Here is a 22057-nt window from a genome sequence, read left to right as displayed (position 1 = left end):
TGCGAACCTCAGGAGCGCAGCGTGGTGGTGACGGCCTTCGCGGCACCGATGGTGGCCGCGGACAGCTCACCCAGGCGAGATGCCGACAGATTGGTGTCGGGACACGTGACGATGGAGGCGATGACCGACCCGTCCGTCGCGAAGATGGGCGCGGCCACCGACACCACGGCATTGTGATCGGTCAGCTCGTCGGGCAGGTAGTCGATGGTGATGAGGTCGGCGATCATGGCGGACAAGCGATGTCGCAGCGGATCGGTGACGGGGGAGTGGCGCAGCGTCGCCAAAGCCTCGAGCATCGGCGCTGATTCGTCGGCGAGGCGTTCCACGGAGTAGCCCCGGGCGGCGATGGCGTCCAGGACGGCGGTCAGGCGGGGGCGGTGCAAGGGGTCGGCGCCCGCGAGCCAGGTGGCGCGTTCGGATTGCGGTGCCCAGGCGATGAATTCGCGGCAGACCGGCGGGGCGAAGGGCATGCGGCGGGCCGGGCGGATCCAGGGCACCGACGGGGTGCCGATGACCTCGGTGATGACGATGGCGTCGGTCTCGCGTTCGGCCAGGAAGACCGGCACGCGCTGATCGTCGGCGAGGCCGTGCAGGGCGTCGAGGGCCAGCCGGCGCAGCGGGAACGCGGTGTCGGCGCGACGCGCCACGGTCAGCAAACCCAGTCCGAGGCTGTAGTTTCCGTCGCCGTCGCGCACGGTCCAGCCGTCGGCGGTGAGCTGGGTGAGCACGGCGTGCGCGGTGGCGCGGGACATGCCGGTGGCGCGCACGATGCGGGCCAGTGACAGCCGTTCCCCGGTGTGCCGCGACAGCAATTCGATGGCCTGCACCACCCGATGGGTCGGCGGCGAGGCGGCGGAAGCCGGTTCGGTCGCCGTGCCCGGTTCGGAAGCTACTGGGGCGGTGGTGGATTCAGGCAACTCGATCCCTGCTGGTGTCGGTCCCGGCGGCCCGGGTGGTCTCCGGGGAATCGTATCGGTCGGTGTATCCGTCGACCGCATCGGAGTGGTTCGGGTGTGCGGGAATTCGGGCGCGGGTATTGACCGCGGCCCAGGTACCGACCTATCGTCGGTGTCACATAATCGAACAATAGCGTCGAATATTCGACACCGCAAGATCCGGGTGACACCGGGCCGACACGGAGCCGACGACGCGACGAGTGGGTTGAGAAGAGATGCGCGCGGGATATGAGCTGTCGCACCTGAACGCCTTGGAGGCGAAATCGGTGCACATCATTCGGGAGGTGGCGGCCACCTTCGAACGGCCGGTGCTGCTGTTCTCCGGCGGCAAGGACTCCGCGGTCATGCTGGAACTGGCGCGGCGGGCCTTCTGGCCCGCGCCGCTGCCGTTCCCGCTGCTGCACATCGACACCGGGCGCAATTTCGACGAGGTCATCGACTTCCGGGACCGGACCGTGGCCCGGCTGGGCGCGCAGTTGCTGGTCGGCAGTGTGCAGGACGATATCGACGCGGGCCGGGTCACCGAGAAGCCCGGCGAGACACGCAACCGGCTGCAGACCACCACCCTGCTGCGGACCATTCGCGAGCACCGCTTCGACGCCGTCTTCGGCGGGGCGCGCCGCGACGAGGAGAAGGCGCGCGCCAAGGAGCGGGTGTTCAGCTTCCGCGACGAGTACGGGGCCTGGGATCCGCGGGCGCAGCGCCCGGAAGTGTGGAACCTCTACAACGGGCGGCACGCCAAGGGTGAACACATCCGGGTGTTCCCGCTGTCGAACTGGACCGAACTCGACATCTGGGAGTACATCGACCAGGCCGAGGTGGAACTGCCGCCGCTGTACTACGCGCACAACCGCACCGTGGTCGAGCGCGACGGAATGCTGCTGGCCGACAACCGATTCCTGACCTTCGGCCCCGAGGAACAGCGCTTCGAGGCCAGCGTCCGCTTCCGCACCCTCGGCGACGCCGACTGCACCGGCTGCGTGGAATCCACCGCCGCCACCCCGACCGAGGTGATCGCCGAGACCGCGGTCACCCGCCTCACCGAGCGCGGCGCCACCCGCGCCGACGACCGCATCTCCGAGTCCGGCATGGAAGATCGCAAGCGAGAGGGTTACTTCTGATGCGCCGCAACCTTTTGCGCCTGGCCACGGCCGGCAGCGTCGACGACGGCAAGTCGACGCTCATCGGGCGACTGCTGTTCGACTCCAAGAGCCTGTTCAGCGATCAACTGGACGCCATCGAGCGCGCGAGCCTCTCGCGCGGCAATGACGGCCCGGACCTGTCGCTGGTGACCGACGGCCTGCGCGCCGAGCGCGAGCAGGGCATCACCATCGATGTCGCCTACCGCTACTTCGCCACGCCGCGACGGAAATTCATCATCGCCGACACCCCTGGGCACGTGCAGTACACCCGGAACATGGTGACCGGCGCATCTACCGCGGATCTCGCGCTCATCCTGGTCGACGCGCGCAAGGGCGTCTCCGAGCAGACCCGACGCCACGCCTTCCTGTCCTCGCTGCTGGGTGTCGGGCACCTGGTGCTGTGCGTGAACAAGATGGACCTGGTCGACTGGTCCGAGCAGCGGTTCGAGGAGATCCGTTCGGAATTCGCGGCTTTCGCGACCAAGCTGGATGTCGGCGACCTGAGTTTCATCCCGGTCTCGGCGCTGCACGGTGACAATGTGGTGGACCCGTCCACGCACACCGCCGACTGGTATCCGGGCCCGCCGCTGCTGCGGCACCTCGAAGAGGTGCACGTGGCCTCCGACCGCAACCTCATCGACAACCGGCTGCCGGTGCAGTACGTGATCCGGCCGCACGGGGAGAACCAGCGCAGCTACGCGGGGACCGTGGCGGGCGGCATCTTCAAGCCGGGCGACGAGGTGGTCGTGCTGCCCTCGGGGCGCACCAGTCACGTCGCGCAGATCTGGGGTCCGGGCGGCGGCAAGGTCGAGGAGGCGTTCTCCGGGATGGCGGTGTCGCTGACCCTCGACGACGAAATCGATATCGGCCGTGGGGATATGCTCGCCCGGCCCGGCAACCAGCCGCACGCCGACCGCGAGCTCGACGCCATGGTGTGCTGGTTCTCCGACGATGTTCAGCTGCGCGCCGGGAACTCGTACTCCATCCGCACCGCCACGCAGACCTCGAAGATCGAGGTGGCCGAGCTGGACTACCGGCTCGACGTCAACACCCTGCACCGGCAGAGCGACGCGGAAGCCTTGGGGCTCAACGACATCGGCCGCGTCTCTTTGAAGAGCCGTCAGCCGCTGCTGTTCGACCCGTACCGCGAGAACCGCGCCACCGGCAGCTTCATCCTCATCGACGAATCCAGCAATCAGACCGTTGCCGCGGGCATGATCACCGGACGCTCCACCGGCGCACCGCGTGTCGAGCACAAGGCGTCGAATGTGGTGTGGCACAGCAGCGCCGTGGAGCGTGGGCAGCGGATCAGCACCGGCGCGACCGTGTGGCTTACCGGGCTGTCGGGCTCCGGAAAGTCCACCATCGCTGTCGAATTGGAGCGTCAGCTCATCGAGTCAGGGCAGCCGGCCTACTTGCTCGACGGCGACAATCTGCGGCACGGCCTGAACAAGAACCTGGGCTTCACCGACGAGGACCGGCGCGAGAACATCCGCCGGGTCGCCGAGGTGGCGGCGCTGTTCGCGGACGCGGGCGTGGTCGCCATCGTCTCGCTCATCAGCCCGTTCCGCGCCGAGCGACGGGAGGCGCGAAAACTGCACGAGGGCAGGCATCTGCCGTTCCGTGAGGTGTTCGTCGATACGCCCCTCGCGGAGTGCGAACTGCGTGACCCCAAGGGCCTCTACAAGAAGGCTCGCTCCGGCGAGTTGCCCGAATTCACCGGTGTCAGTTCGCCTTACGAGCGGCCGGAGTTCGCCGATCTGACCATCCTCCCCTCGGACGGTACGCCGTCCGAGATCGCCCGTCGAATTCGAGAAGAACTAGGACGATGACACAACCCGATATCGAAAACGCCGAGCTGCCGCTCACCGAGCCGTTCCTCGCGGCCGTCGCCGAGGCCGAGAAGCTCATCGCCTCGGCGGATTTCATTCGCGACCCGCACGACCTGGCGGAGGGGTACGACTACCTGCAGGCCGGTATCGCCGCGGTGCTGCAACTGTCGCGGGCGCACGGGACCTCGCACCCGTACCTGGTCACCGCGACCGGGCCCTACACCAAGATGGGCCTGGACAACCCGGACACGCTGTACTACAGCGCCAATGTCGAGCCGACCGCGGAATACCTGCTCACCGGCGTGCGCGGCAGCACCGTCGATCTGAGCTTCCAGGTGCTCAAGGGCGACTACACCGCCTCCGAGGTGCCCGGCGGTGACGACGCGTTCGACGACCGGCGGTTGCAGATCAACGAGGACGGTAGCTTCCAGTTGCGGTTCGGGCCGCCCAAGGAGAACCCAGGGCCGAACTACTTCGTGCTCCCCGAGGGTGCGTCCATGCTGGCCGTGCGCGAGGTGTACAGCGACTGGGATACCGAGCGCAAGGGCACCATTCGCATCGAGCGCGTCGACACCATCGGCACCGCGCCGGTCGAGGCGGGCGTGGACGTACTGCGCAAGCGGTACCGGGCGGCCGGGCGGATGCTGCTGACCCGGGTGCACACCTGGTTCAACTTCCCGAAGTGGTTCTACTTGAATCTGCCGGTCAACACCTTGACCGAACCGCGGCTCACGCCGGGCGGATTGAGCACGCAGTACTCCTCGGTGGGGCACTTCGAACTCGACGACGATCAGGCGCTGATCATCACCGTGCCGAAATCCGATGCGCCGTATCAGGGTTTCCAGCTCGGCAGCCGCTGGTACATCTCGCTGGACTACGTCAACCATCAGACCTCGCTGAATCATCGGCAGGCGCAGGTGGATCCGGACGGCATGATCCGGATGGTCGTCTCGGCGCGGAATCCGGGCGTCGCCAACTGGATCGAGACCACCGGGCGCAAGCTCGGCATTCTCCAGTTCCGCTGGCAGCGGGTGGACCGGCCGATGACGCCGGAGGACGGGCCGACGATCGAGCTCGTGCCTTTCGACAAAGTGGCTGAACAACTGCCCAACTACGAACACAATCGGATCGACGAGGCCGGATGGCGCGAGCGGATCGCCGCTCGCCAGCGCGCCTTCGCGGAAAGGATGCTGGGATGAGCCGTCTGAAGACGGGGCTGCTGGCCGACAAGGTTGTCGTGGTCAGCGGTATCGGGCCCGGTTTGGGACGCTCCATCGCTTTGGAGGCCGCGGCCGCCGGAGCCAAGGTCGTGCTAGCGGCACGCACCGAATCCAAGCTGAAAGAGGTCGCCGAGGAGATCGCGGCCGAGGGCGGGGCCGAAACCCTCTGTGTGCCCACCGATATCACCGATGAGGCCACCGTTGCCAACCTCGCCAAGCAGACCCTCGAGACCTTCGGCCGGGTCGACGCGCTGATCAACAACGCGTTCAAGGTGCCGTCCATGAAGCCGTTGGCGCGCACCGACTTCGAGCAGATCCGCGAGAGCGTGGACCTCACCGTGCTCGGAAACCTGCGCATGACACAGGCATTCACCGACGCGCTGGCCGAGACCAAGGGCTCGATCGTCATGGTGAACTCCATGGTGCTGCGGCACTCCGAGCCTCGCTACGGCAGCTACAAGATCGCCAAGTCGGCGCTGCTGGCCATGTCGCAGACCCTCGCCACCGAGCTGGGGGAGAAGGGCATTCGCGTCAACAGCGTGCTGCCCGGCTACATCTGGACCGATCAGCTCAAGTGGTACTTCGGCGAGATCGCCAAGAAGTACGGCATCACCGAGGAGCAGGTCTACCAGCAGACCGCGTCCAAGTCCGATCTCAAGCGGCTGCCGCTGCCCGACGAGATCGCGCAGACCATCGTGTTCCTGACCTCGCCGTTCGCCAATGCCATCACGGGGCAGACCATCGACGTCAACTGCGGCGAATACCACGTCTGAGCTAGGAGTTTCACCACCATGACCGGACGTACCAACGTCGGCACCGTCGAGGATCTGCACCACTCGGCGTCGAAGGTCTGCGGGCTCACCGATTTCGGGTCCGACGACTATCTGGAGGCGCTCGGCGTCCTGCTGGAGTCCTACCAGCGCGATGCCGGGCTCACCGAGCTCGGCTCCAAGATGAGCCGGTACTTCCTGCGCGGGGCGCTCGTCGCCCGCGCGCTGAGCGAAGCCTCCTGGGCGGCCAACCCGACCCACACCGAAACCCGCGTCACCAGGCCGATTTTCGTGACCGGCCTGCCCCGCACCGGCACCACCGCCCTGCATCGGCTGCTCGCCGCCGACCCGCAGCATCAGGCACTGGAGATGTGGCTCGCGGACTTCCCGCAGCCGCGGCCGCCGCGCGACACCTGGGCCGACAACCCGGTCTACCAGGCCGTGGACAAGGGCTTCGCGCAGCACCGGATCGAGAATCCGGAATACATGGGCCTGCACTACATGACCGCGGCCGAGCCCGAGGAATGCTGGCAGTTGCTGCGGCAGACGGTGAAATCCATCTCCTACGAGTCGCTGGCCTACCTGCCGACCTACTCGGAGTGGCTGCGCAAGCAGGACTGGACCGACGCCTACGCGCGGCACAAGAAGAACCTGCAACTGATCGGTCTGGGTGACGAGCGGCGCTGGATCCTCAAGAACCCCAGCCACCTCTTCGCCCTCGACTCGCTCATGAAGGTGTACCCGGACGCGCTGATCATCCAGACCCACCGCGATCCGGTCACCATCGTCGGTTCCTCGTGCAGCCTCTCCGAGGCGACCACGCAGGGCTGGTCCACCACCTTCGTCGGCGAGAAGATCGGCTCCTCCCAGCTGGAGCTGTGGTCGCGCGGCCTGCGCGAGTTCAACACGGCCCGGGCGCGATACAACCCGGATCAGTTCCTGGACATCGAGTTCGACGAACTCCGCGCGGATCCGTTCGCCACCGTCGAGAAGATCTACTCCGCCTTCGGTCTCGACTACACCGGCGACGCCCGCTCGGCCATGACCACCCTCGACGAGGAGAGCAAGTCCGGCGATCGCAAACCGGCCCACCGCTACTCGCTCGCCGACTACGGCCTGACCGAGGACCAGGTCCGAGCCGAATTCGAGCTCTGACCGAACTCTCGGACGACCGGTTGCGCCTCGGCGTGACCGGTCGTTGTCGTCTGCACCCGCGGGGCATGATCTAGGTTCGAGGGATGACGGTCGATGCGGACACGGGCGGGGACCAGCGCGGTGGTGGGCCTGCCGGTCGGCTGCGGGAGACATTGGAGTCCTTCGAGCGGCGTGCTGTCGACCTGGACGGGCGCAAGGCGGCCGCGGTCCTGATCGCGATCGCGGATCGTGCGGGGGAACTGGGGATTTGGCTGACGGAGCGGTCGGCGGGGCTGCGGGCGCATGCGGGGCAGTTCGCGTTGCCGGGCGGCAAGCTGGATCCGGGTGAAGATGCGGAGACGGCGGCCTTGCGGGAGTTGCACGAGGAACTGGGGATCGCGCTGCCCCGATCGGCGGTGCTCGGGCTGCTCGACGACTATCCGACTCGTTCCGGGTATGTGATGACCCCGGTGGTGGCCTGGGTCGGGCCGGCCCCGGCCCTGGCCCCCAACCCCGCCGAAGTGGCTGTGGTGCACTGGATCCCGCTCACCACCCTCGATGTGGAACCGCTGTTCATACCGGTCCCGGGTTCGGATCGGTCCGCGGTCAAGCTCCCGATGCTCGGCGGCCACCTGCATGCCCCTACCGCCGCGATCCTCTACCAGTTCCGGGAAGTGGTCCTGCACGGCCGCGCCACCCGCGTCGATCACCTGGATCAGCCCCGGTTCGCCTGGGAGTAATGGTGGGAGACTGGGGCAATGGGGAATCGGTGGGTAGGCGTGACGATCGATTGCGTGAATGTCGAACGGGTGGCAGGCTTTTGGAGTGTGCTGCTGGATCGGCCGCGCGGGCCGTCCGAGCCCGGGTGGGTCTATCTCGGGGAGCCCGGTGACGCGCAGCCTCGGCTGATCTTTCAACCCGTACCCGAACCGAAGGCCGGGAAGGTGCGGTTGCATCTGGATGTGGCCGTGGACGATATCGAGCGGGGGATGGCTCAGGTCGTCGAGCTCGGGGGCCGGTCCACCGGGGAGCGCCACGACTATCCCGAGGGGGTCGTGGTCGTGATGGCCGATCCCGAAGGGCATGAGTTCTGCCTCGTTCAGTACTACTGATTGCCTCCCTACCAGCGAAAACTGTCATTTCCGAATGGAAATGAGGGTCCCCTAACGACACGGTCTTCATTCCAGCTATGGTTAGCATCACCTAACGCCGCACCTGGGCGTTTTGTTGGAAGAAGGACCTGAGATGAACGGACGCTCGAGCGGCAAGTCGCCGGTGCGTAAGACCCTGCTGCGCGCCTCGGCAGTGGGCGCGGCACTGGTGATGGCGGCGGCCTGCAGCAGCACGAAGTCGAACAACGACGACGTGAAGGCGCTCGACGGGAACCATTACGCCCAGGTCAATATCGCCTCCAACAAGGAGTCGGACAAGGCGCAGTTCACCGACAAGAACTTCATCAACGCCTGGGGCATCGCGGACCGGCCCAAGGGCGCGGGCGGCCACTTCTGGGTCGGCGCGGGCGGCTACTCGTTCCAGTTCGTCGGTGACGTCACCCAGTCGCCGGATGCCAAGTACCAGAAGATGTTCCAGGACCCGCTGAAGCTGGTCACCGTCCCGGGCGCGGACTCCATCGCCGACGACGACGGTGACGACTCCGAGGGCAAGGTCACCGGCGTGATCTTCAACCCGGCCCCGATCACCTCCGACATCTTCGCGGTCAAGGATCAGCCGGTCAGCTACGACGGCAAGGACGAGAAGCTCACCGGCTCGGCGCGATTCATCTTCGCCGCCGACTCCGGCAAGATCTCCGGCTGGACCGAGCAGGGCGCGGGCGGTGCCATCGTGCGCCACGACGGCCCGGCCGTCCTCGAATACGACGGCACCGCGGCGGGCATGAAGTTCAAGGGCCTGGCCCTGGACCCGTCCGGCGTCAAGCTGCTGGCCGCCGACTTCGGCAAGGACCCGCAGGTTCGCACCTTCGACAAGGACTGGAAGCTGGTGCCCACCACCGGTTTCGCCAACCCCTTCGCCACCGGTGACGCCGTCGATCCGGCCGACGCCTCGAAGGGCAAGAAGATCAAGGTCGGCGATCCCGCGCCGTTCAATGTCGCCACCATCGGCGACCGCGTCTTCGTCACCTACGCCGTCACCCAGTCCGAGGGCGGCGACCCCAACAAGCTCAAGGCCGGCGAGGAAGACAAGCTCGACAAGAACCAGGAGAAGGACGCGGGCTACCAGGCCAAGAAGGGCCAGGTCGCGGAGTTCGACAAGAACGGCAAGCTGGTTCGCACCCTCGACGCCGACGGTCGACTGAACGCCCCCTGGGCCGTCACCGTCGCCCCGCAGGGCTTCGGCCCGCTCTCGGGCAAGCTGCTCATCGGCAACTTCGGTGGCACGGGCCGCATCCTGGCCCTCGACGACCAGACCGGCAAGTTCGTGGACTACCTGCGTGACGCCGACGGCAAGCCCGCCGAGATCGACGGCCTGTGGGGTCTGATGTTCGGCAATGGCGAGAGCCTCGGCGACGCCAACGCGCTGTACTTCACGGCCGGTCCGAACGATGAGAAGGAAGGGCTGTTCGGCAGCCTTCGTCTGAAGTAAGCGGCCGATCCCGGCTGATCGCGAAAACCTCGGGCCCCGAGCTGATTCCAGCTCGAGGCCCGAGTCGTTCCCGGGTTTGCTGTTGGGGCGCTGTACACCTGCGGTTGGTAGCCTCGCCCGCTGTGAGCATTGGAGAGCAGGCAGGAAACGAGTTCACCTGGATTGCCGCGGGTGAGCCGAGCGCGAGCGAATTGGCACGCATCGAAGCGGAAATCGGGCTGGAGGCAACCGCATTCGAAGCCGCGCTGGCCGAACCGTACTGGCCGATTCTGACGGTTTCGGGCGACGCGGTGATCCTGGCCTTGCGCGCCGGCCGTTATGCGCCGGGCGGCGAGACCGTGGAGCTGACCGATGTCGTGCTGGCGGTCGGGCCGAAATTCCTCGTGACGATCTCCGCGCCGAACGCACCGATCACACAGGAGCTTTCGGCCGGCGTGACCGAGGCCGGGGGCGGGCCGCTGGCGGCGTTCCACGCGGCCACCGACACGGTAGTGGACAGCTACCTCGCGGTGCTGGAGGGTCTGGACCGCGATATCCGGCAGGTCGAGCGGGAAGTGTTCTCGGACGAGCGCGGCAATCCGGTCGAGCGGATCTATCAATTGCGCCGTGCCGTAGCGGAATTGGAGCAGGTGATCAGCCCGCTCGGCGACGAACCGCTGGAACGGTTGGTGCGCCGCAAGATTCCCGCCTGGATGGGGGAGGACGCCTACGGCGCTTGGCTGGCGGCGGCGGGCCTGGGGGAGCTGGATCGACAGGTACGCGGCATGGCGGGGCGCGTGCGCGGGCTGCGGTCGCTGCTGGACAGCATTCTCAGCGCGAACCTTACCCGGGTCGGACTGCAGCAGAACATCGATATGCGGAAGATCTCGGCCTGGGTGGCGATCGCGGCGATACCGACCATGATCGCGGGGATCTACGGCATGAACTTCGAGCACATGCCGGAACTGTCGTGGACCTTCGGCTATCCGTACGCGCTGATTCTGATCGCCACCCTGTGCGGCGTCCTGTACTGGCGGCTCCGCAAGAATGACTGGCTGTAGCACTTCGTGCGGTCCACCTGCGCGAATCTCGGCGGAGTGGAACGATATATCTGTCCGCGGCCGCTCCGATGCACCCCTCGCTGTGCGTTTCTCACCTAGGCTGGTGACTGGTTTGTCCTGATTTTGAGGTGAGGAGCTCGGCATGATCGCTGCGGTCGTCATGGATCTCGACGGGGCCCTGATGGAAGGCGCGGACGCGCTGGTGCACGTCCTCGCCGGTTATGTTCCGGTCGTGGTCGCCACCACCGAGCCCGCGGGCTACGTCGCGGAGCTCACCGATCGGCGGCCCGAGCTGTTCGACCAGGTGTCCAGCATCGTCGTCGGCGATCCCGCGGACGGGCCCGGCGAACTGCTGGAAATCGCGCTCGAATCGCTGGGCATGGCACCGGGAAACGTGGTGGCGCTGCTGAGTTCCACCGCGGGCCTGATGGACGCTCGCGCCCTCGGGATGCGGACGATAGCGCTGCCCGACCCGCGGCATCCGCTGCCGTGGCAGGTGGCCGCGGCGGGGATTCCGATCAGTCCGGCCCCGCACCACGCGGCGGTGTCGCTGCTGCGGGCCTTTCGGACGGAGGGCGTGATTCCGTTGCGCTGGAAGCTCATCCGGCAGCTGCTGCCGGTCTGAGCCGTCAGGGGACCGGTCGCCAGGCGAAGGTGAGAGTGCTCGGGGCGGTTGGGCCGGTGTGGACGGTGGCGCGGGTATCGCGAGACTGCCGGTACCAGCCGGGGAACTGGCCGCGCAGTGGGTCGCGGGAGAACGGCCAGCGGCCACTGATTTCCAGGCGCAGTTGCTCTCCGGCGCGCAGGCGGGTGGCGTGGGGGAGCAGGGCGATGTCGATCGGGACCGGTACCCCGGGGGTGAGTGGCTCGGGCTTGTGGTGGGTGTGGACGGGTTGCAGTGGTGTGGAGAGTGCGGGATCGAGGGTGCGGTGGGCCAGGCGCTGCCAGCCCTTGGTGACCACATCGGCGTTGAAGCCGTAGGAGCCTTCGAAGCAGATCTCCTTGCCGTCGCGGAACTTGCGCAGTACGGCAAAGAGATTCAGGTCCTCGGCGTCGGCCAGTTCCAGCTGTAGGCGCAGGGCGGCGGGGCCGAGGATGTCGAGATCGGTTGGCGCGGTCCAGGTCCAGGCCAGGTGGTCGCGGCGGGTATGGAAAGTACGTTGCGCGGCAGTCGGATCCGGGGTCCTGGCGAGCAGTCCCTCGGTGCGCAGGTGCAGGGTGGCGGTCTCGGTGTCGGTGGGTGGCCATTGGTCGGAGTAGCACACCTGTGCCGGTTCGCGGCCCTCCTCGTGGATCGCGATGCGGACGGCGGGGCGCTCGTCCCAGCCGTTGTCGGCATCCCGTAAGACGTGGTCGAAGAAGCGGATTCGTTCCGCGGTGGCTTCCGGGCCGTAGTAGTGCGACCACTTCCCGTCGCGGTGGGTGTAGAGCCATTTGTGGGGCGAACCGGCGCGACGGAAGGCTTCGAAACTGCCGCGACTGTGCAGGCTGTGGTCGGAGAAAGACGCGCACACCAGCATTGGGACGGTGATCCGTTCGACCGCGGGGGTGTGGTCGGCGTACCAGTCGTCGCGGTCGGGGCGTTGCAGGATCTCGGCGCGAATGTCGTCGGAGACTCTCGTGGTCCGTGCTGTCGCCTTGCTCCAGAAGATGCTGAAACCGTCCTCGCGCACGCCGCCGGGGTAGGCGAAATCGCGGTAGAAGTCGCTGAATCCTTCCCACACGCAGAGTGCGGCCAGATGGGGCGGGCGCAGTGCGGCCACCCGGTACTGGCTCAAGGCCAGATACGACACGCCATCCAGACCGACGCGGCCGGTCGACCAGGGTTGTGCCGCAACCCATTCGATGAGGTCGTAGTAGTCCTGGGCTTCCTGTTCGGTGAACAGGGAGCCGATGCCCTCGCTGGTGCCGCCGCCGCGCAGGTCCGCATTGACCACCACGTAGCCGTGTCGCGTCCACACCTGCGGGTCCGGTGCTTCCCAGCTGGTCAGGTCGCTGAAGCGCACCCGGCTGGGCTGCGGCATTATTCGGTATTGGCCCGAGATGGCGCGACCGTGCCTGCCGCGCAACGGCATTCGGTCCTTGCCGTACGGATGTGCCGACATGATGACCGGATGCGGGCCGGTCGTGTCGGGGTGAAAGACGTTGATGCGCAGTACCGTTCCGTCTCGGACCGGCACGGCTACGTCGTAATCCGCCCGCACCTCCGGCGCGGGGGCGATGTCGACCCCGGGCCGCACCAGGTTGGCGATGCGGCGACCGGCCCGGCGCATCGCATCGGGTCGTCGAATTCGCGCGCTGCCCATCGGTTCCGCCTTCCACTCGTCGGTGATTTCAGCCCACGGTGCGGCACGACAAGGGCTAAGTTCAACGGTGATGAATAAACCGGCACGGGGTCGGCGGTTCGGCGCACCCGACACCCGGCAGGCCATCCTGGAGGTCGCGCGCCGCCGCTTCCTGGCCGAGGGCTACGTGCAGGTGACCATGCGTTCCCTCGCGGCGGACGCGGGCGTGGATGCGGCCCTGATCAGCTATTTCTTCGGCTCCAAGCGCGGTCTCTTTGCCGCCGTCATGACGCTGCCGGAGAATCCCGCCGACCTGCTGGCCGCCGCCCTGCCCGGCGACCCCGCCGGGCTGGCCCGCCGCGTCCTGACCTCGCTCCTCGCCACCTGGGACGACCCCATTCGCGGCCAGGCCATTCGAACCGTGCTCGCCGCGTCCATCCAGGATCCGGACCTGGCTCGCGGCATTCGCGAAATGATCGACCGCGAATTGATCACCGTCCTCGCCGACCATCTCGGCGGCACTCGAGCGCGAGCCCGCGCCGGACTCTTCGCCACCCAGGCCCTCGGCCTGATCCACGCCCGCTACATCCTCCGCCTCGAACCCACCGCCTCCATGCCCACCGATGAATTAATCCGCACCCTCACCCCCGCCTTGACCGCCACCCTGTTCCCAGCACCCCGTCCCCGCCGATGAAAGGCCCCACCGTGACCCCCACCCCCGCCGACCTCATGCGCCGCAACCTCCTCGACGTCTTCAACGAGCCCGACCCCGCCCGCCGCGCCGCCGTCATCGCCGAAACCTATTCCGAAGACGTCATCTGGCACGAACCCGACCGAATCAACTACGGCCGCAAGGAATTCGAGCGCCGAGCCGAAGAGATGCTCGCCGAAACCCCCGGCTGGGTCTTCCGTCCCGCGGGCGTGGCCTCCGAACTCGACGACATCGGCCACCTCGCCTTCGAATACGGCCCCACCGACCAACCCGCCTTGGTCACCGGCATGGACATCGCCCGCACCCGCGACGGCCGCATCACCGAGCTCTACACCCTCATCACCTCGGCCCCCGAACCGTCCTGACGGGCAGGCCGATTAGTTCTCGGCGCGAGCCCCGTCGTAGGAGGTAACCGCGCGGCCGACCTCACACACGAACTGGCAAGGAGCACAACGATGCGCAAGATCACCGCAGGCATGTTCATGTCCCTCGATGGCGTCATCGCCGACCCGCAGGACTGGCACTTCCCGTACTTCAACGAGGAGATGGGGGAGGGGGTGTCGGTGCTGGCCGCCGGTGCGGACACGATGCTGTTCGGGCGGGTGACCTACGACGGGTTCGCCGGGGCGTGGCCCGAGCGGGAGGCCGCCGGCGGGGAGGATGCGGGGTTTGCAAAGGCGCTGGGCGACATGCGCAAGGTCGTGTTCTCGCACGGGCAGGTCGACCTCTCGTGGCGCAATTCCGAACAGCCCCAAGGGGATCTGGTCGAGGTTGTCACCGCGCTGAAGGCCGAGCCGGGCGGCGACATCACCCTGAGCGGCTCGACCTCCATCGTCCAGCAACTGCTGGCCGCCGCCCTGATCGACGAACTACACCTCTTCGTCCACCCGGTCGTTCTCCGCAACGGTGCGATGCGACTCTTCGACGAAGGCACTCCGATTCCCCTGCAACTGCTTTCGGCCACGACCTTCAAGACCGGTGTCCTGCACCTGGTCTACGGCCCCGCCGAGGCTCCCGCACCCGTCGGCTACGACGAGGCGAAGACCCATATCTCCTAATCGAATTCAACACCTGTGAGGGCAGAAGTCGCGGTCCACAGGTTGGCGGCGGTCTCAGTATCGGTCATGTGAGGCATCGGGTTCTCCTGGCAGGGCCGCCCGCGAAGACCGAAAACCTCCGGCCCCCACAGTTGTCCACCGACGACCTCGGGATCCAGCACCGCGCGGACGATGATGCGGGCACCCGCATGCTTGCCGTGCAGCACCGTCCGCGCGGGCAGGCTGTACAGCCGTTGGGCGAGGCTGCGTGAGAACAGTGGTGGCCGCGCCGGAGTCAGTACATCCAGCGCACCACCCGGGTGCGCGACGACGCTGGCGATGTCGGCACCCCGCTCCCGCAGCCGTCGATCCAACTCGAACCCGAACATCATCTGCGCGAGCTTCGACCGCCCATAACTACGCTTCGCCCGGTAATCCCGCTCGGACTGCAGATCATCCAGATCCAGCCGCTCCGACCGCGCCGCGAAACTGCCCACCGTGACAACCCGGCTCCCGGCAGCCAGCACCGGCGCCAGGTGAGCGACCAATGCGAAATGCCCGAGATGGTTTGTCGCGAACATCATTTCGTGCCCTTGGTCGTTCACCCGGCGTTGCGGCTCCGACAGCAGGATCCCCGCATTGAGCACGACCGCATCCAACCGGTCGACCCCGAGGGCATCCACCGTCGCGGGCAGCGAACGCAGATCCGCCAGATCCAATGGCACCTGACGCACTTGCGCCCCCTCGACCCGCGCCCGAATCACTTGCGCGGCCCGTTCCGCCTTGACTCCGTCACGGCACCCAAGCACCACGGTCGCGCCCCTGGCGGCCAGTTGTTCCGCCGCGAAGTACCCGATCCCGGCATTGGCCCCCGTCACCAAAACCGTCTTCCCATCGGCCCGAAGCTCGTTCTCCCAACTCATAGCCCCGAGCCTGTCCCCATCCTCTTGCACCGCGCTCTCACCCGACTGTCGTGACTCCATCGAACACGAGCACGACCAACGTCGCGATCGAGAGCGCGAGGAAAACCACAGCTCCCAACATGTTCCGATCCCCGCTGCGAATATGCGCGCCGATCGCGCCGCAGAAGTAGAGCACCAGCCCGACCGCGGCGGCAATCGCGAAGGGCGGGAACCAGATACCCCCGATGAGCCCGACCGTAGCCGCAATCTGCAGACTCCCGAGCCCGGTGAGCTGCGACGTACTGAGATGGACCGCGTCCGCGAACTCACGAATCCAAGCCGGCCGAACGAACTTCATCACCCCGGACTGAAGCATCGCCACACCGAGCAGAACAGACAGAACCAAAGCTGAAATATGCATGCCGGCAACGCTAAAAGTCCGATAGGTACCTTTTGGTAACCTACGCCCCGTGAGCACCCCCACCGGAACCATGTTCATGTCCGACTGCCCCGCCCGCACCGCCCTTGAAGTAATCGCCAACAAGTGGTCGGTAGTAACCCTCTACGCCCTCCAAGACGGCCCCAAACGCCACACCGAACTCGTAGGGGACTGCCCCCGGTTTGGTTGATTCCTGATCTGTGAGGACTTCGTCCTCGCTGGAAGGATGTCCACCATGCCGAAGCCGTATCCGGAGGAGTTCCGCCGCGATGTCGTCGCGGTCGCCCGCAAGGGCAACGCGCCGATCAAGCAGGTCGCCAAGGATTTCGGGATCTCCGAAGCGTGCCTGCACAACTGGCTCAAACAAGCCGACATCGAGGACGGGAACAAGCCCGGCCTGACCCGCGAAGAGTCCGCGGAGCTGCGCGAGCTGCGCAAACGCACCAAACAGCTGGAACAGGAGAACGAGATCCTGCGCCGGGCCGCGGCGTTCTTCGCCCGCGAGTTGCCCCCAAAATGAGGTTCCCGCTGGTCCTCGAACTGGCCGCCGACGGGTTCCCTGTCGCGGTGATCTGCCGGGTGCTCGGATTCACTCCACAGGCGTTCTACAAGTGGAAGAAAATGCCTGTCTCGCAGCGTGATTGGGACGATGCACATCTGATCGACGCGGCTCGTGACATACACGCCGCCGACCCCGCGTTCGGCTACCGCTTCATTGCCGACGAGCTCGGTGATCGTGGGATCCGTGCAGGTGAGAATCGGGTGCAGCGATTGTGCTCGCAGCAGCGGATCTGGTCGATATTCGCCCGCAAACGCGGGCTCAGCAGACGTGCGGGCCCACCCGTCCATGACGACCTCGTCGCTCGCGAGTTCACCACGGCAGTCCCAAATCGGTTGTGGCTCACCGATATCACCGAACATCGAACCGGTGAAGGGAAGCTCTATCTTTGTGCGATCAAGGATTGCTTTTCCAACCGGATCGTCGGCTACTCGATCGACGAGCGCATGACCGCCGCTCTAGCGGTCGCGGCTCTGCGCAACGCGGTCGCGATCCGCTCACCGGCCGGCACCGTGGTCCACTCGGACAGGGGCAGCCAATTTCGTTCCCGACGATTCGTGCATGCGTTGTCTGCCAACGGATTACGGGGCTCGATGGGACGAGTCGGGGCATGTGGTGACAACGCCGCGATGGAGTCGTTCTTCGCGCTGCTACAACGCAACGTCCTCGACCGCCGGCACTGGGCAACCCGAGAGGAGCTGCGCTTGGCCATCGTCATCTGGATCGAACGGACCTACCACCGCCGTCGACGGCAACGCCGACTCGGCCGCCTGACCCCGATCGAATTTGAGACAATCAATCAGCCCGCACTCGCGGCCTGAAACACCACACCCCGCGAGTCAACCGAACTCGGGGCAGTCCCTAGCCCTCTCCGGCGGCATCTCCCGCAAAGTCCTAACCCAAACCCTCCGCCGCCTCCAATCCAACGGCCTCATCACCCGCCACCGCTACGCAGAAGCACCCCCAAGAGTCGAATACACCCTCACCCCTCTCGGCCGCACCCTCCAAGAACCGATAGCGATGCTGACGGAATGGGCCCAAACCCACGGCGAAGCCCTCATGGACTTCCAAGAATCAACAGCCGCGAATCTGTCGCAGTAGGTCACCCGCGCAGATCGTCATCGAGGAGCGGGCGGAACTGCCTGATCCCGCCGACTCCGGGGACCCTGACGATGGCGACGATATGCCGAATACCTTGGTGTACAAGGGTGTTCGGATCTACATCAACCCCGATAAGGCCCGGCGCCGCAGGGGCGATGAGACCACCGGCCGAGTTGGTTGAGCCTGGCAACGACATCCGCCACTCCACTTTCTCCAATTGCACTGAACCGGAGATGATCTCGCCGACATCGCGTTCGTCATCCCCGTTCATCGAGCACGGCTCACCTCCGATCACCGCCTGTGAGGTGGGCGCGACAAGATCAGGGAGTACTCACTGCGGAATTTTGTCCACTTTCCCTCGCTGACAACTCCCTGATCTCGTGGCTACGGCAGCTGGTCCGCCGCGAGATCAATCTTGGTGAGGGGTGACGGGGTTGGAGGTTTGTGGTGGGGGGTGAGGGCGGCGTAGCGGATTTGGAGGCCGTCGGTGAAGGCGGTTAGGGCTAGGTCGAAGGCTTCGGCGTCTATTTCGTCTGCTTTGGAGCGGAGGAGGTGGGCTTGTTCTAGGTGGGGGTAGCGGTTTTGGTAGATCTGGATGTCGTCTACGAAGCCTCGGGAGAAGGAGCCCATGGTGGCGCCCATGACCAGGTAGCGGGTGGCGGCGCCGATTTTGGTGGCGTCTCGTGGGGGCCAGCCGGCGGCTACTAGGCCGCCGTGGACGGCGTCGGCGTGGCGGAGGTTTTCTTCGCGGGTGCCGGGGCCTGCGGCTAGGTAGGTGACGAAGTTGGGGTGGCGGACCAGGGCGTCGCGGTAGGAGCGGGCCCAGGAGGTGAGGCCGATGCGCCAGTCGCCGGATTCGAAGGCCGAGGTGTCGACTCGGGACATGATGCCGCCGGCGATGTCGTCGAGGACGGCGTCCTTGGTGGGGTAGTGGGTGTAGAGGGAGGCGGCTTGGACGCCTAGTTCGGCGGCCAGTTTGCGCATCGACAGTTCGGCGAGGCCGTCGCGGTCGATCAGGGAGAGGGCGGCCTCGCGGATGCGTTCGCGGCTCAGCAGTGGCACTTTCGGCCTGGCCATCGACGCACCTCCTGCTGTGGCGGAACCCCAGTGATCCCCCGGTGAGGGTCGAACCTATCACCGTTTTCTTGATAACCGAACACTGTTAGGATAGCTTCGAGTAATAAACCTAACAACGTTCGGTTAGGAGCTATCGGCACCATGGACTTCGAACTCGGTGAGTCGCAGCGCGAACTGCGGGACCTGGCCAAGGCTTGGGTGGACAAAGAGGTCGTCCCGTACGCCGCCGCCTGGGATCGGGCCGAAGCGGTCGACACCGCCATTGTCGGAAAGCTCGGCGACATGGGCTTTCTCGGCATCGAGATTCCGGAGGAGTACGGCGGCTCCGGCGGCACGGCGCTCGACTACTGCGTGCTGCTCGAGGAGCTCGGGCGCGGCGATAGTTCGGTGCGTGGCATCGTCTCGGTCTCGCTCGGACTGGTCGGCAAGACCATCAAGACCTACGGCACCGAGGCGCAGAAGCGCGAGTGGCTGCCGCGGTTGTGCGCGGGACAGGCGCTGGGCTGCTTCGGGCTCACCGAACCCGGCACCGGCTCGGATGCGGGCAACCTCACCACCAAAGCCGTTGCGGACGGCGGGGATTGGCTGCTGTCGGGCACCAAGATCTTCATCACCAACGGCACCTGGGCCGACGTCGCCATCATCTTCGCCCGCACCGGCGGCCCCGGCCCGCGCGGCGTGACCGCCTTCCTGGTCCCCACCGACGCGCCCGGCTTCACTCGCACCGAGATCAAGGGCAAGCTGGGCCTGCGCGGCCAGGCCACCGCCGAACTGGTCCTCGATCAGGTGCGCGTCCCGGACACCAACAGGCTCGGCGAGCTCGGCCAGGGCTTCAAGATCGCCATGGCCGCCCTCGACAAGGGCCGCATGGGCGTGGCCGCCGGATGCGTCGGCGTCGCGCGCGGCTGCCTCGAGGCGGCTGTCGAATACGCCGGGCAGCGTGAGCAATTCGGCAAGCCGATCGCCTCCTATCAGCTGGTACAGGAACTGCTCGCCGATATCGCGGTGGACGTCGAGGCCGCGCGCCTGCTCACCTGGCGGGTCGCCGACCTGATCGGCAAGGGCAAGCCGTTCGGCACCGAGGCGTCGGTGGCCAAGCTCTTCGCCAGCGAGGCCGCGGTGAAGGCCGCCAACAATGCCATCCAGGTGTTCGGTGGCTACGGCTACATCGACGAATTCCCGGTCGCCAAGTACCTGCGTGACGCGCGTGTGCTCACGCTCTACGAGGGCACCAGTCAGATCCAGAAACTGCTCATCGGCCGCGCCCTCACCGGCGTGAACGCCTTCAACTAAACCTTCTCACGGACAGGGAGATTCACTCATGTCGAAAGTCGCAGTAGTGACGGGTGCCGCGCGCGGAATCGGCGCGGGAACCGCCGCTCGCCTGGCCGCCGACGGCTTCGCGGTGGCCATCGTCGATCTCGACGAGGCCGCCTGCAAGGACGCCGTGGACGCCATCGTCGCCGCGGGCGGCACGGCGATCGCGGTGGGCTGCAACGTCACCGACGAAGCGCAGGTGCAGGCCGCGTTCGAACGCATTGCCGCGGAACTGGGTTCGGTGGACGTGCTGGTCAACAATGCGGGCGTGCTGCGCGACAACCTGCTGTTCAAGATGTCGGTCGACGACTGGGACCTGGTCATGTCGGTGCATCTCAAGGGCACGTTCCTGTGCTCGCGGGAGGCGCAGAAGTACATGGTGAAGCAGAAGTCGGGCAAGATCGTGAACACCTCGAGCGTGTCTGCGCTCGGTAGTCGCGGCCAGGCCAACTACAGCGCCGCGAAGATGGGCATCCAGGGGCTGACCCGCACGCTCGCAATGGAATTGGGTCCGTTCGGCATCAATGTGAACGCCGTCGCCCCCGGCTTCATCGTCACCGAGATGACCGATGCCACCGCCGCCCGCGTCGGTGTCTCCCCGGAGGAGTTCCGCGCCGAGGCCGCCAAGATCACCCCGCTGCGCCGTGTCGGCGAGCCCGCCGATATCGCGAACGTGGTGTCGTTCCTCGTCTCGGACAACGCTTCGTTCGTGACCGGCCAGACCATTTACGTCGACGGCGGACGCCGCCTCTAACCCGGAGATTCCCCATGCAGAGAACAGTTTTCGACAAGGATCACGAAGCCTTCCGCGAGACCGTGCGCGCCTTCCTCGACGCCGAGGTCGTGCCGGTGTACGACGAGTGGTACGCCGCCGGCATCGCGCCGCGCGAGTTCTATTACAAGCTGGGCGAACTCGGCGTCTTCGGCATCGAGGTACCCGAGGAGTTCGGTGGCGCGGGCATCGAATCCTTCAAGTTCCAGGCCATTCTCATCGAAGAATGCGCCCGCGCCGCGGTATCGCTGGGCGGTTCGGGCGTGCACGTCGGGCTGTGCCTGCCCTACATCTTGAACCTGGCCACCCAGGAGCAGAAGGAGCGCTGGCTACCCGGCTTCGTCGCCGGTGAGACCATGTTCGCCATCGCCATGACCGAGCCCGGCACCGGCTCGGATCTGGCCGGAATGCGCACCACCGCAAAGCTTTCCGGGGATGGCACGCATTACGTGCTGAACGGTTCCAAGACCTTCATCACCGGCGGCGTGCTCGCCGACCGTGTCATCGTTTGCGCCCGCACCGCCGCGCCGACGGAATCCGATCGCCGCCACGGCATCTCGCTGTTCGCCGTGGACACCAAGTCGGCGGGCTACACCGTCGGCCGCAAGCTCGACAAGCTGGGCCTCAAGGTCTCCGACACCGCCGAACTCAACTTCACCGATGTGAAGGTGCCGGTCGAGGATCTGCTGGGCGAGGAGCACAAGGGCTTCTCCTACCTGGGCCAGAACCTGCCGCAGGAGCGCGCCTCCATTGCCGTCGGCGCGTACGCACAGGCCAAGGCCGCCATCCGCTTCGCCAAGGAATACACCAAGCAGCGCAACGTCTTCGGGCAGCCGGTCGCCAGCTTCCAGAACACCAAGTTCGAGCTCGCCGCCTGCCAGGCCGAGGTGGACGCCGCCGAGGCCGTCGTGGACCGCGCCCTGGAAGCCCTCGACCAGGGCACCCTGACCGCCGCCGACGCCGCGTCGGCCAAGCTGTTCTGCACCGAGGTCGCCCACCGCGTCATCGACCGCTGTCTGCAGCTGCACGGCGGGTACGGCTTCATCAACGAGTACCCCATCGCCCGGCTCTACGCCGACAACCGCGTGAACCGAATCTACGGCGGCACCAGCGAAGTCATGAAGATGATCATCGCCAAGGACATGGGTCTCTAGGCCGTCA

At 66.5% G+C, this 22057-nt stretch carries 25 protein-coding genes; 19 read left to right on the top strand and 6 right to left on the bottom strand.

The features are described 5' to 3' along the window. Positions 1-8 precede the first annotated feature (8 nt). Complete coding sequence (locus ACYVN4_RS37790; protein WP_460727745.1) at positions 9-917, bottom strand: helix-turn-helix domain-containing protein; 909 nt, start codon at positions 915-917, stop codon at positions 9-11. Positions 918-1171: 254 nt separating this feature from the next. Here ACYVN4_RS37790 and cysD point away from each other — a divergent pair, with 254 nt between their 5' ends. From cysD to ACYVN4_RS37740, 10 genes are all read left to right on the top strand, one after another. After that, positions 1172-2077, top strand: coding sequence for a sulfate adenylyltransferase subunit CysD (gene cysD, locus ACYVN4_RS37785; RefSeq protein WP_460727743.1), 906 nt, complete (start codon positions 1172-1174; stop codon positions 2075-2077). Then, entirely contained in the window at positions 2077-3930 is a 1854-nt protein-coding gene (gene cysC, locus ACYVN4_RS37780; RefSeq protein ID WP_460727741.1) for an adenylyl-sulfate kinase, read from the top strand. The genes cysD and cysC overlap by 1 nt, the downstream gene beginning before the upstream one ends. Continuing rightward, the gene (locus ACYVN4_RS37775) at positions 3927-5129 is read left to right on the top strand and encodes a hypothetical protein (RefSeq protein ID WP_460727739.1); all 1203 of its coding nucleotides are present in this window, start codon (positions 3927-3929) and stop codon (positions 5127-5129) included. The genes cysC and ACYVN4_RS37775 overlap by 4 nt, the downstream gene beginning before the upstream one ends. Next, the gene (locus ACYVN4_RS37770) at positions 5126-5923 is read left to right on the top strand and encodes an SDR family oxidoreductase (RefSeq protein ID WP_460727737.1); all 798 of its coding nucleotides are present in this window, start codon (positions 5126-5128) and stop codon (positions 5921-5923) included. Before ACYVN4_RS37775 ends, ACYVN4_RS37770 begins: the two co-directional genes overlap by 4 nt. Positions 5924-5941: 18 nt before the next feature. Further along, the gene (locus ACYVN4_RS37765) at positions 5942-7075 is read left to right on the top strand and encodes a sulfotransferase family protein (RefSeq protein WP_460727735.1); all 1134 of its coding nucleotides are present in this window, start codon (positions 5942-5944) and stop codon (positions 7073-7075) included. An 83-nt stretch (positions 7076-7158) separates the two neighbouring features. After that, the gene (locus ACYVN4_RS37760; protein WP_460727733.1) at positions 7159-7794 is read left to right on the top strand and encodes an NUDIX hydrolase; all 636 of its coding nucleotides are present in this window, start codon (positions 7159-7161) and stop codon (positions 7792-7794) included. Positions 7795-7833: 39 nt separating this feature from the next. Then, positions 7834-8166 (top strand): VOC family protein, encoded by a 333-nt coding sequence (locus ACYVN4_RS37755; protein ID WP_460727731.1) that lies wholly within the window; start codon positions 7834-7836, stop codon positions 8164-8166. Positions 8167-8299: 133 nt separating this feature from the next. Beyond that, on the top strand, positions 8300-9655 hold the full coding sequence (locus ACYVN4_RS37750; protein ID WP_460727729.1) for a TIGR03118 family protein: 1356 nt from the start codon (positions 8300-8302) through the stop codon (positions 9653-9655). 122 nt (positions 9656-9777) lie between these two features. Next, complete coding sequence (locus ACYVN4_RS37745) at positions 9778-10695, top strand: magnesium and cobalt transport protein CorA (RefSeq protein WP_460727727.1); 918 nt, start codon at positions 9778-9780, stop codon at positions 10693-10695. A 142-nt stretch (positions 10696-10837) separates the two neighbouring features. Continuing rightward, positions 10838-11320: an HAD family hydrolase gene (locus ACYVN4_RS37740; RefSeq protein ID WP_460727725.1), complete on the top strand. Its 483-nt coding sequence runs from the start codon at positions 10838-10840 to the stop codon at positions 11318-11320. A gap of 4 nt (positions 11321-11324) precedes the next feature. Here the strand turns inward: ACYVN4_RS37740 and ACYVN4_RS37735 are convergent, their stop codons facing one another. Continuing rightward, on the bottom strand, positions 11325-13001 hold the full coding sequence (locus ACYVN4_RS37735; RefSeq protein WP_460727723.1) for a CocE/NonD family hydrolase: 1677 nt from the start codon (positions 12999-13001) through the stop codon (positions 11325-11327). A 70-nt stretch (positions 13002-13071) separates the two neighbouring features. Between ACYVN4_RS37735 and ACYVN4_RS37730 the strand changes: the two genes are divergently transcribed. From ACYVN4_RS37730 to ACYVN4_RS37720, 3 genes are all read left to right on the top strand, one after another. Continuing rightward, positions 13072-13674 (top strand): TetR/AcrR family transcriptional regulator, encoded by a 603-nt coding sequence (locus ACYVN4_RS37730; RefSeq protein WP_460727721.1) that lies wholly within the window; start codon positions 13072-13074, stop codon positions 13672-13674. An 11-nt stretch (positions 13675-13685) separates the two neighbouring features. After that, positions 13686-14057, top strand: a complete 372-nt coding sequence (locus ACYVN4_RS37725; RefSeq protein WP_460727719.1) for a nuclear transport factor 2 family protein — start codon at positions 13686-13688, stop codon at positions 14055-14057. Positions 14058-14147: 90 nt separating this feature from the next. Further along, positions 14148-14750 (top strand): dihydrofolate reductase family protein, encoded by a 603-nt coding sequence (locus tag ACYVN4_RS37720; protein ID WP_460727717.1) that lies wholly within the window; start codon positions 14148-14150, stop codon positions 14748-14750. Here the strand turns inward: ACYVN4_RS37720 and ACYVN4_RS37715 are convergent. Both ACYVN4_RS37715 and ACYVN4_RS37710 read right to left on the bottom strand, forming a co-directional pair. Continuing rightward, positions 14747-15652: an SDR family NAD(P)-dependent oxidoreductase gene (locus ACYVN4_RS37715; RefSeq protein WP_460727715.1), complete on the bottom strand. Its 906-nt coding sequence runs from the start codon at positions 15650-15652 to the stop codon at positions 14747-14749. The genes ACYVN4_RS37720 and ACYVN4_RS37715 overlap by 4 nt on opposite strands. A gap of 37 nt (positions 15653-15689) precedes the next feature. Then, positions 15690-16115: a DoxX family protein gene (locus ACYVN4_RS37710; RefSeq protein WP_460727713.1), complete on the bottom strand. Its 426-nt coding sequence runs from the start codon at positions 16113-16115 to the stop codon at positions 15690-15692. Here ACYVN4_RS37710 and ACYVN4_RS37705 point away from each other — a divergent pair. From ACYVN4_RS37705 to ACYVN4_RS37695, 3 genes are all read left to right on the top strand, one after another. After that, entirely contained in the window at positions 16102-16260 is a 159-nt protein-coding gene (locus ACYVN4_RS37705) for a winged helix-turn-helix transcriptional regulator (protein ID WP_460727711.1), read from the top strand. The two genes, ACYVN4_RS37710 and ACYVN4_RS37705, sit on opposite strands and share 14 nt — an antisense overlap. Before the next feature lie 45 nt (positions 16261-16305). Next, positions 16306-17450 (top strand): IS3 family transposase gene (locus ACYVN4_RS37700; protein WP_460727709.1). Its coding sequence is split into 2 segments (ribosomal slippage): positions 16306-16579 and positions 16579-17450, totalling 1146 coding nucleotides; the frame shifts between segments, so codons are not numbered across the junction. Beyond that, positions 17416-17730: a winged helix-turn-helix transcriptional regulator gene (locus ACYVN4_RS37695; RefSeq protein WP_460727707.1), complete on the top strand. Its 315-nt coding sequence runs from the start codon at positions 17416-17418 to the stop codon at positions 17728-17730. Before ACYVN4_RS37700 ends, ACYVN4_RS37695 begins: the two co-directional genes overlap by 35 nt. A 1-nt stretch (position 17731) precedes the next feature. Here the strand turns inward: ACYVN4_RS37695 and ACYVN4_RS37690 are convergent, their stop codons facing one another. Both ACYVN4_RS37690 and ACYVN4_RS37685 read right to left on the bottom strand, forming a co-directional pair. Then, complete coding sequence (locus ACYVN4_RS37690) at positions 17732-18001, bottom strand: hypothetical protein (protein WP_460727705.1); 270 nt, start codon at positions 17999-18001, stop codon at positions 17732-17734. Positions 18002-18114: 113 nt separating this feature from the next. Next, positions 18115-18807: a TetR/AcrR family transcriptional regulator gene (locus ACYVN4_RS37685; RefSeq protein WP_460727703.1), complete on the bottom strand. Its 693-nt coding sequence runs from the start codon at positions 18805-18807 to the stop codon at positions 18115-18117. A gap of 141 nt (positions 18808-18948) precedes the next feature. On the opposite strand from ACYVN4_RS37685, the gene ACYVN4_RS37680 reads away from it, so the two are divergent. The 3 genes from ACYVN4_RS37680 to ACYVN4_RS37670 are packed head-to-tail and all read left to right on the top strand — an operon-like array spanning position 18949 to position 22050. Beyond that, the gene (locus ACYVN4_RS37680; protein WP_460727701.1) at positions 18949-20100 is read left to right on the top strand and encodes an acyl-CoA dehydrogenase family protein; all 1152 of its coding nucleotides are present in this window, start codon (positions 18949-18951) and stop codon (positions 20098-20100) included. Between the two features lie 28 nt (positions 20101-20128). Next, positions 20129-20878: a 3-oxoacyl-ACP reductase FabG gene (gene fabG / locus ACYVN4_RS37675; RefSeq protein ID WP_460727699.1), complete on the top strand. Its 750-nt coding sequence runs from the start codon at positions 20129-20131 to the stop codon at positions 20876-20878. A 14-nt stretch (positions 20879-20892) separates the two neighbouring features. Next, positions 20893-22050 (top strand): acyl-CoA dehydrogenase family protein, encoded by a 1158-nt coding sequence (locus ACYVN4_RS37670; protein ID WP_460727697.1) that lies wholly within the window; start codon positions 20893-20895, stop codon positions 22048-22050. Positions 22051-22057: the final 7 nt, after the last annotated feature.

It is taken from the genome of Nocardia heshunensis (assembly GCF_054782115.1).
Note: the sequence above shows the minus strand (reverse complement) of the source record. Positions and strands in the feature narration are given on the sequence as shown.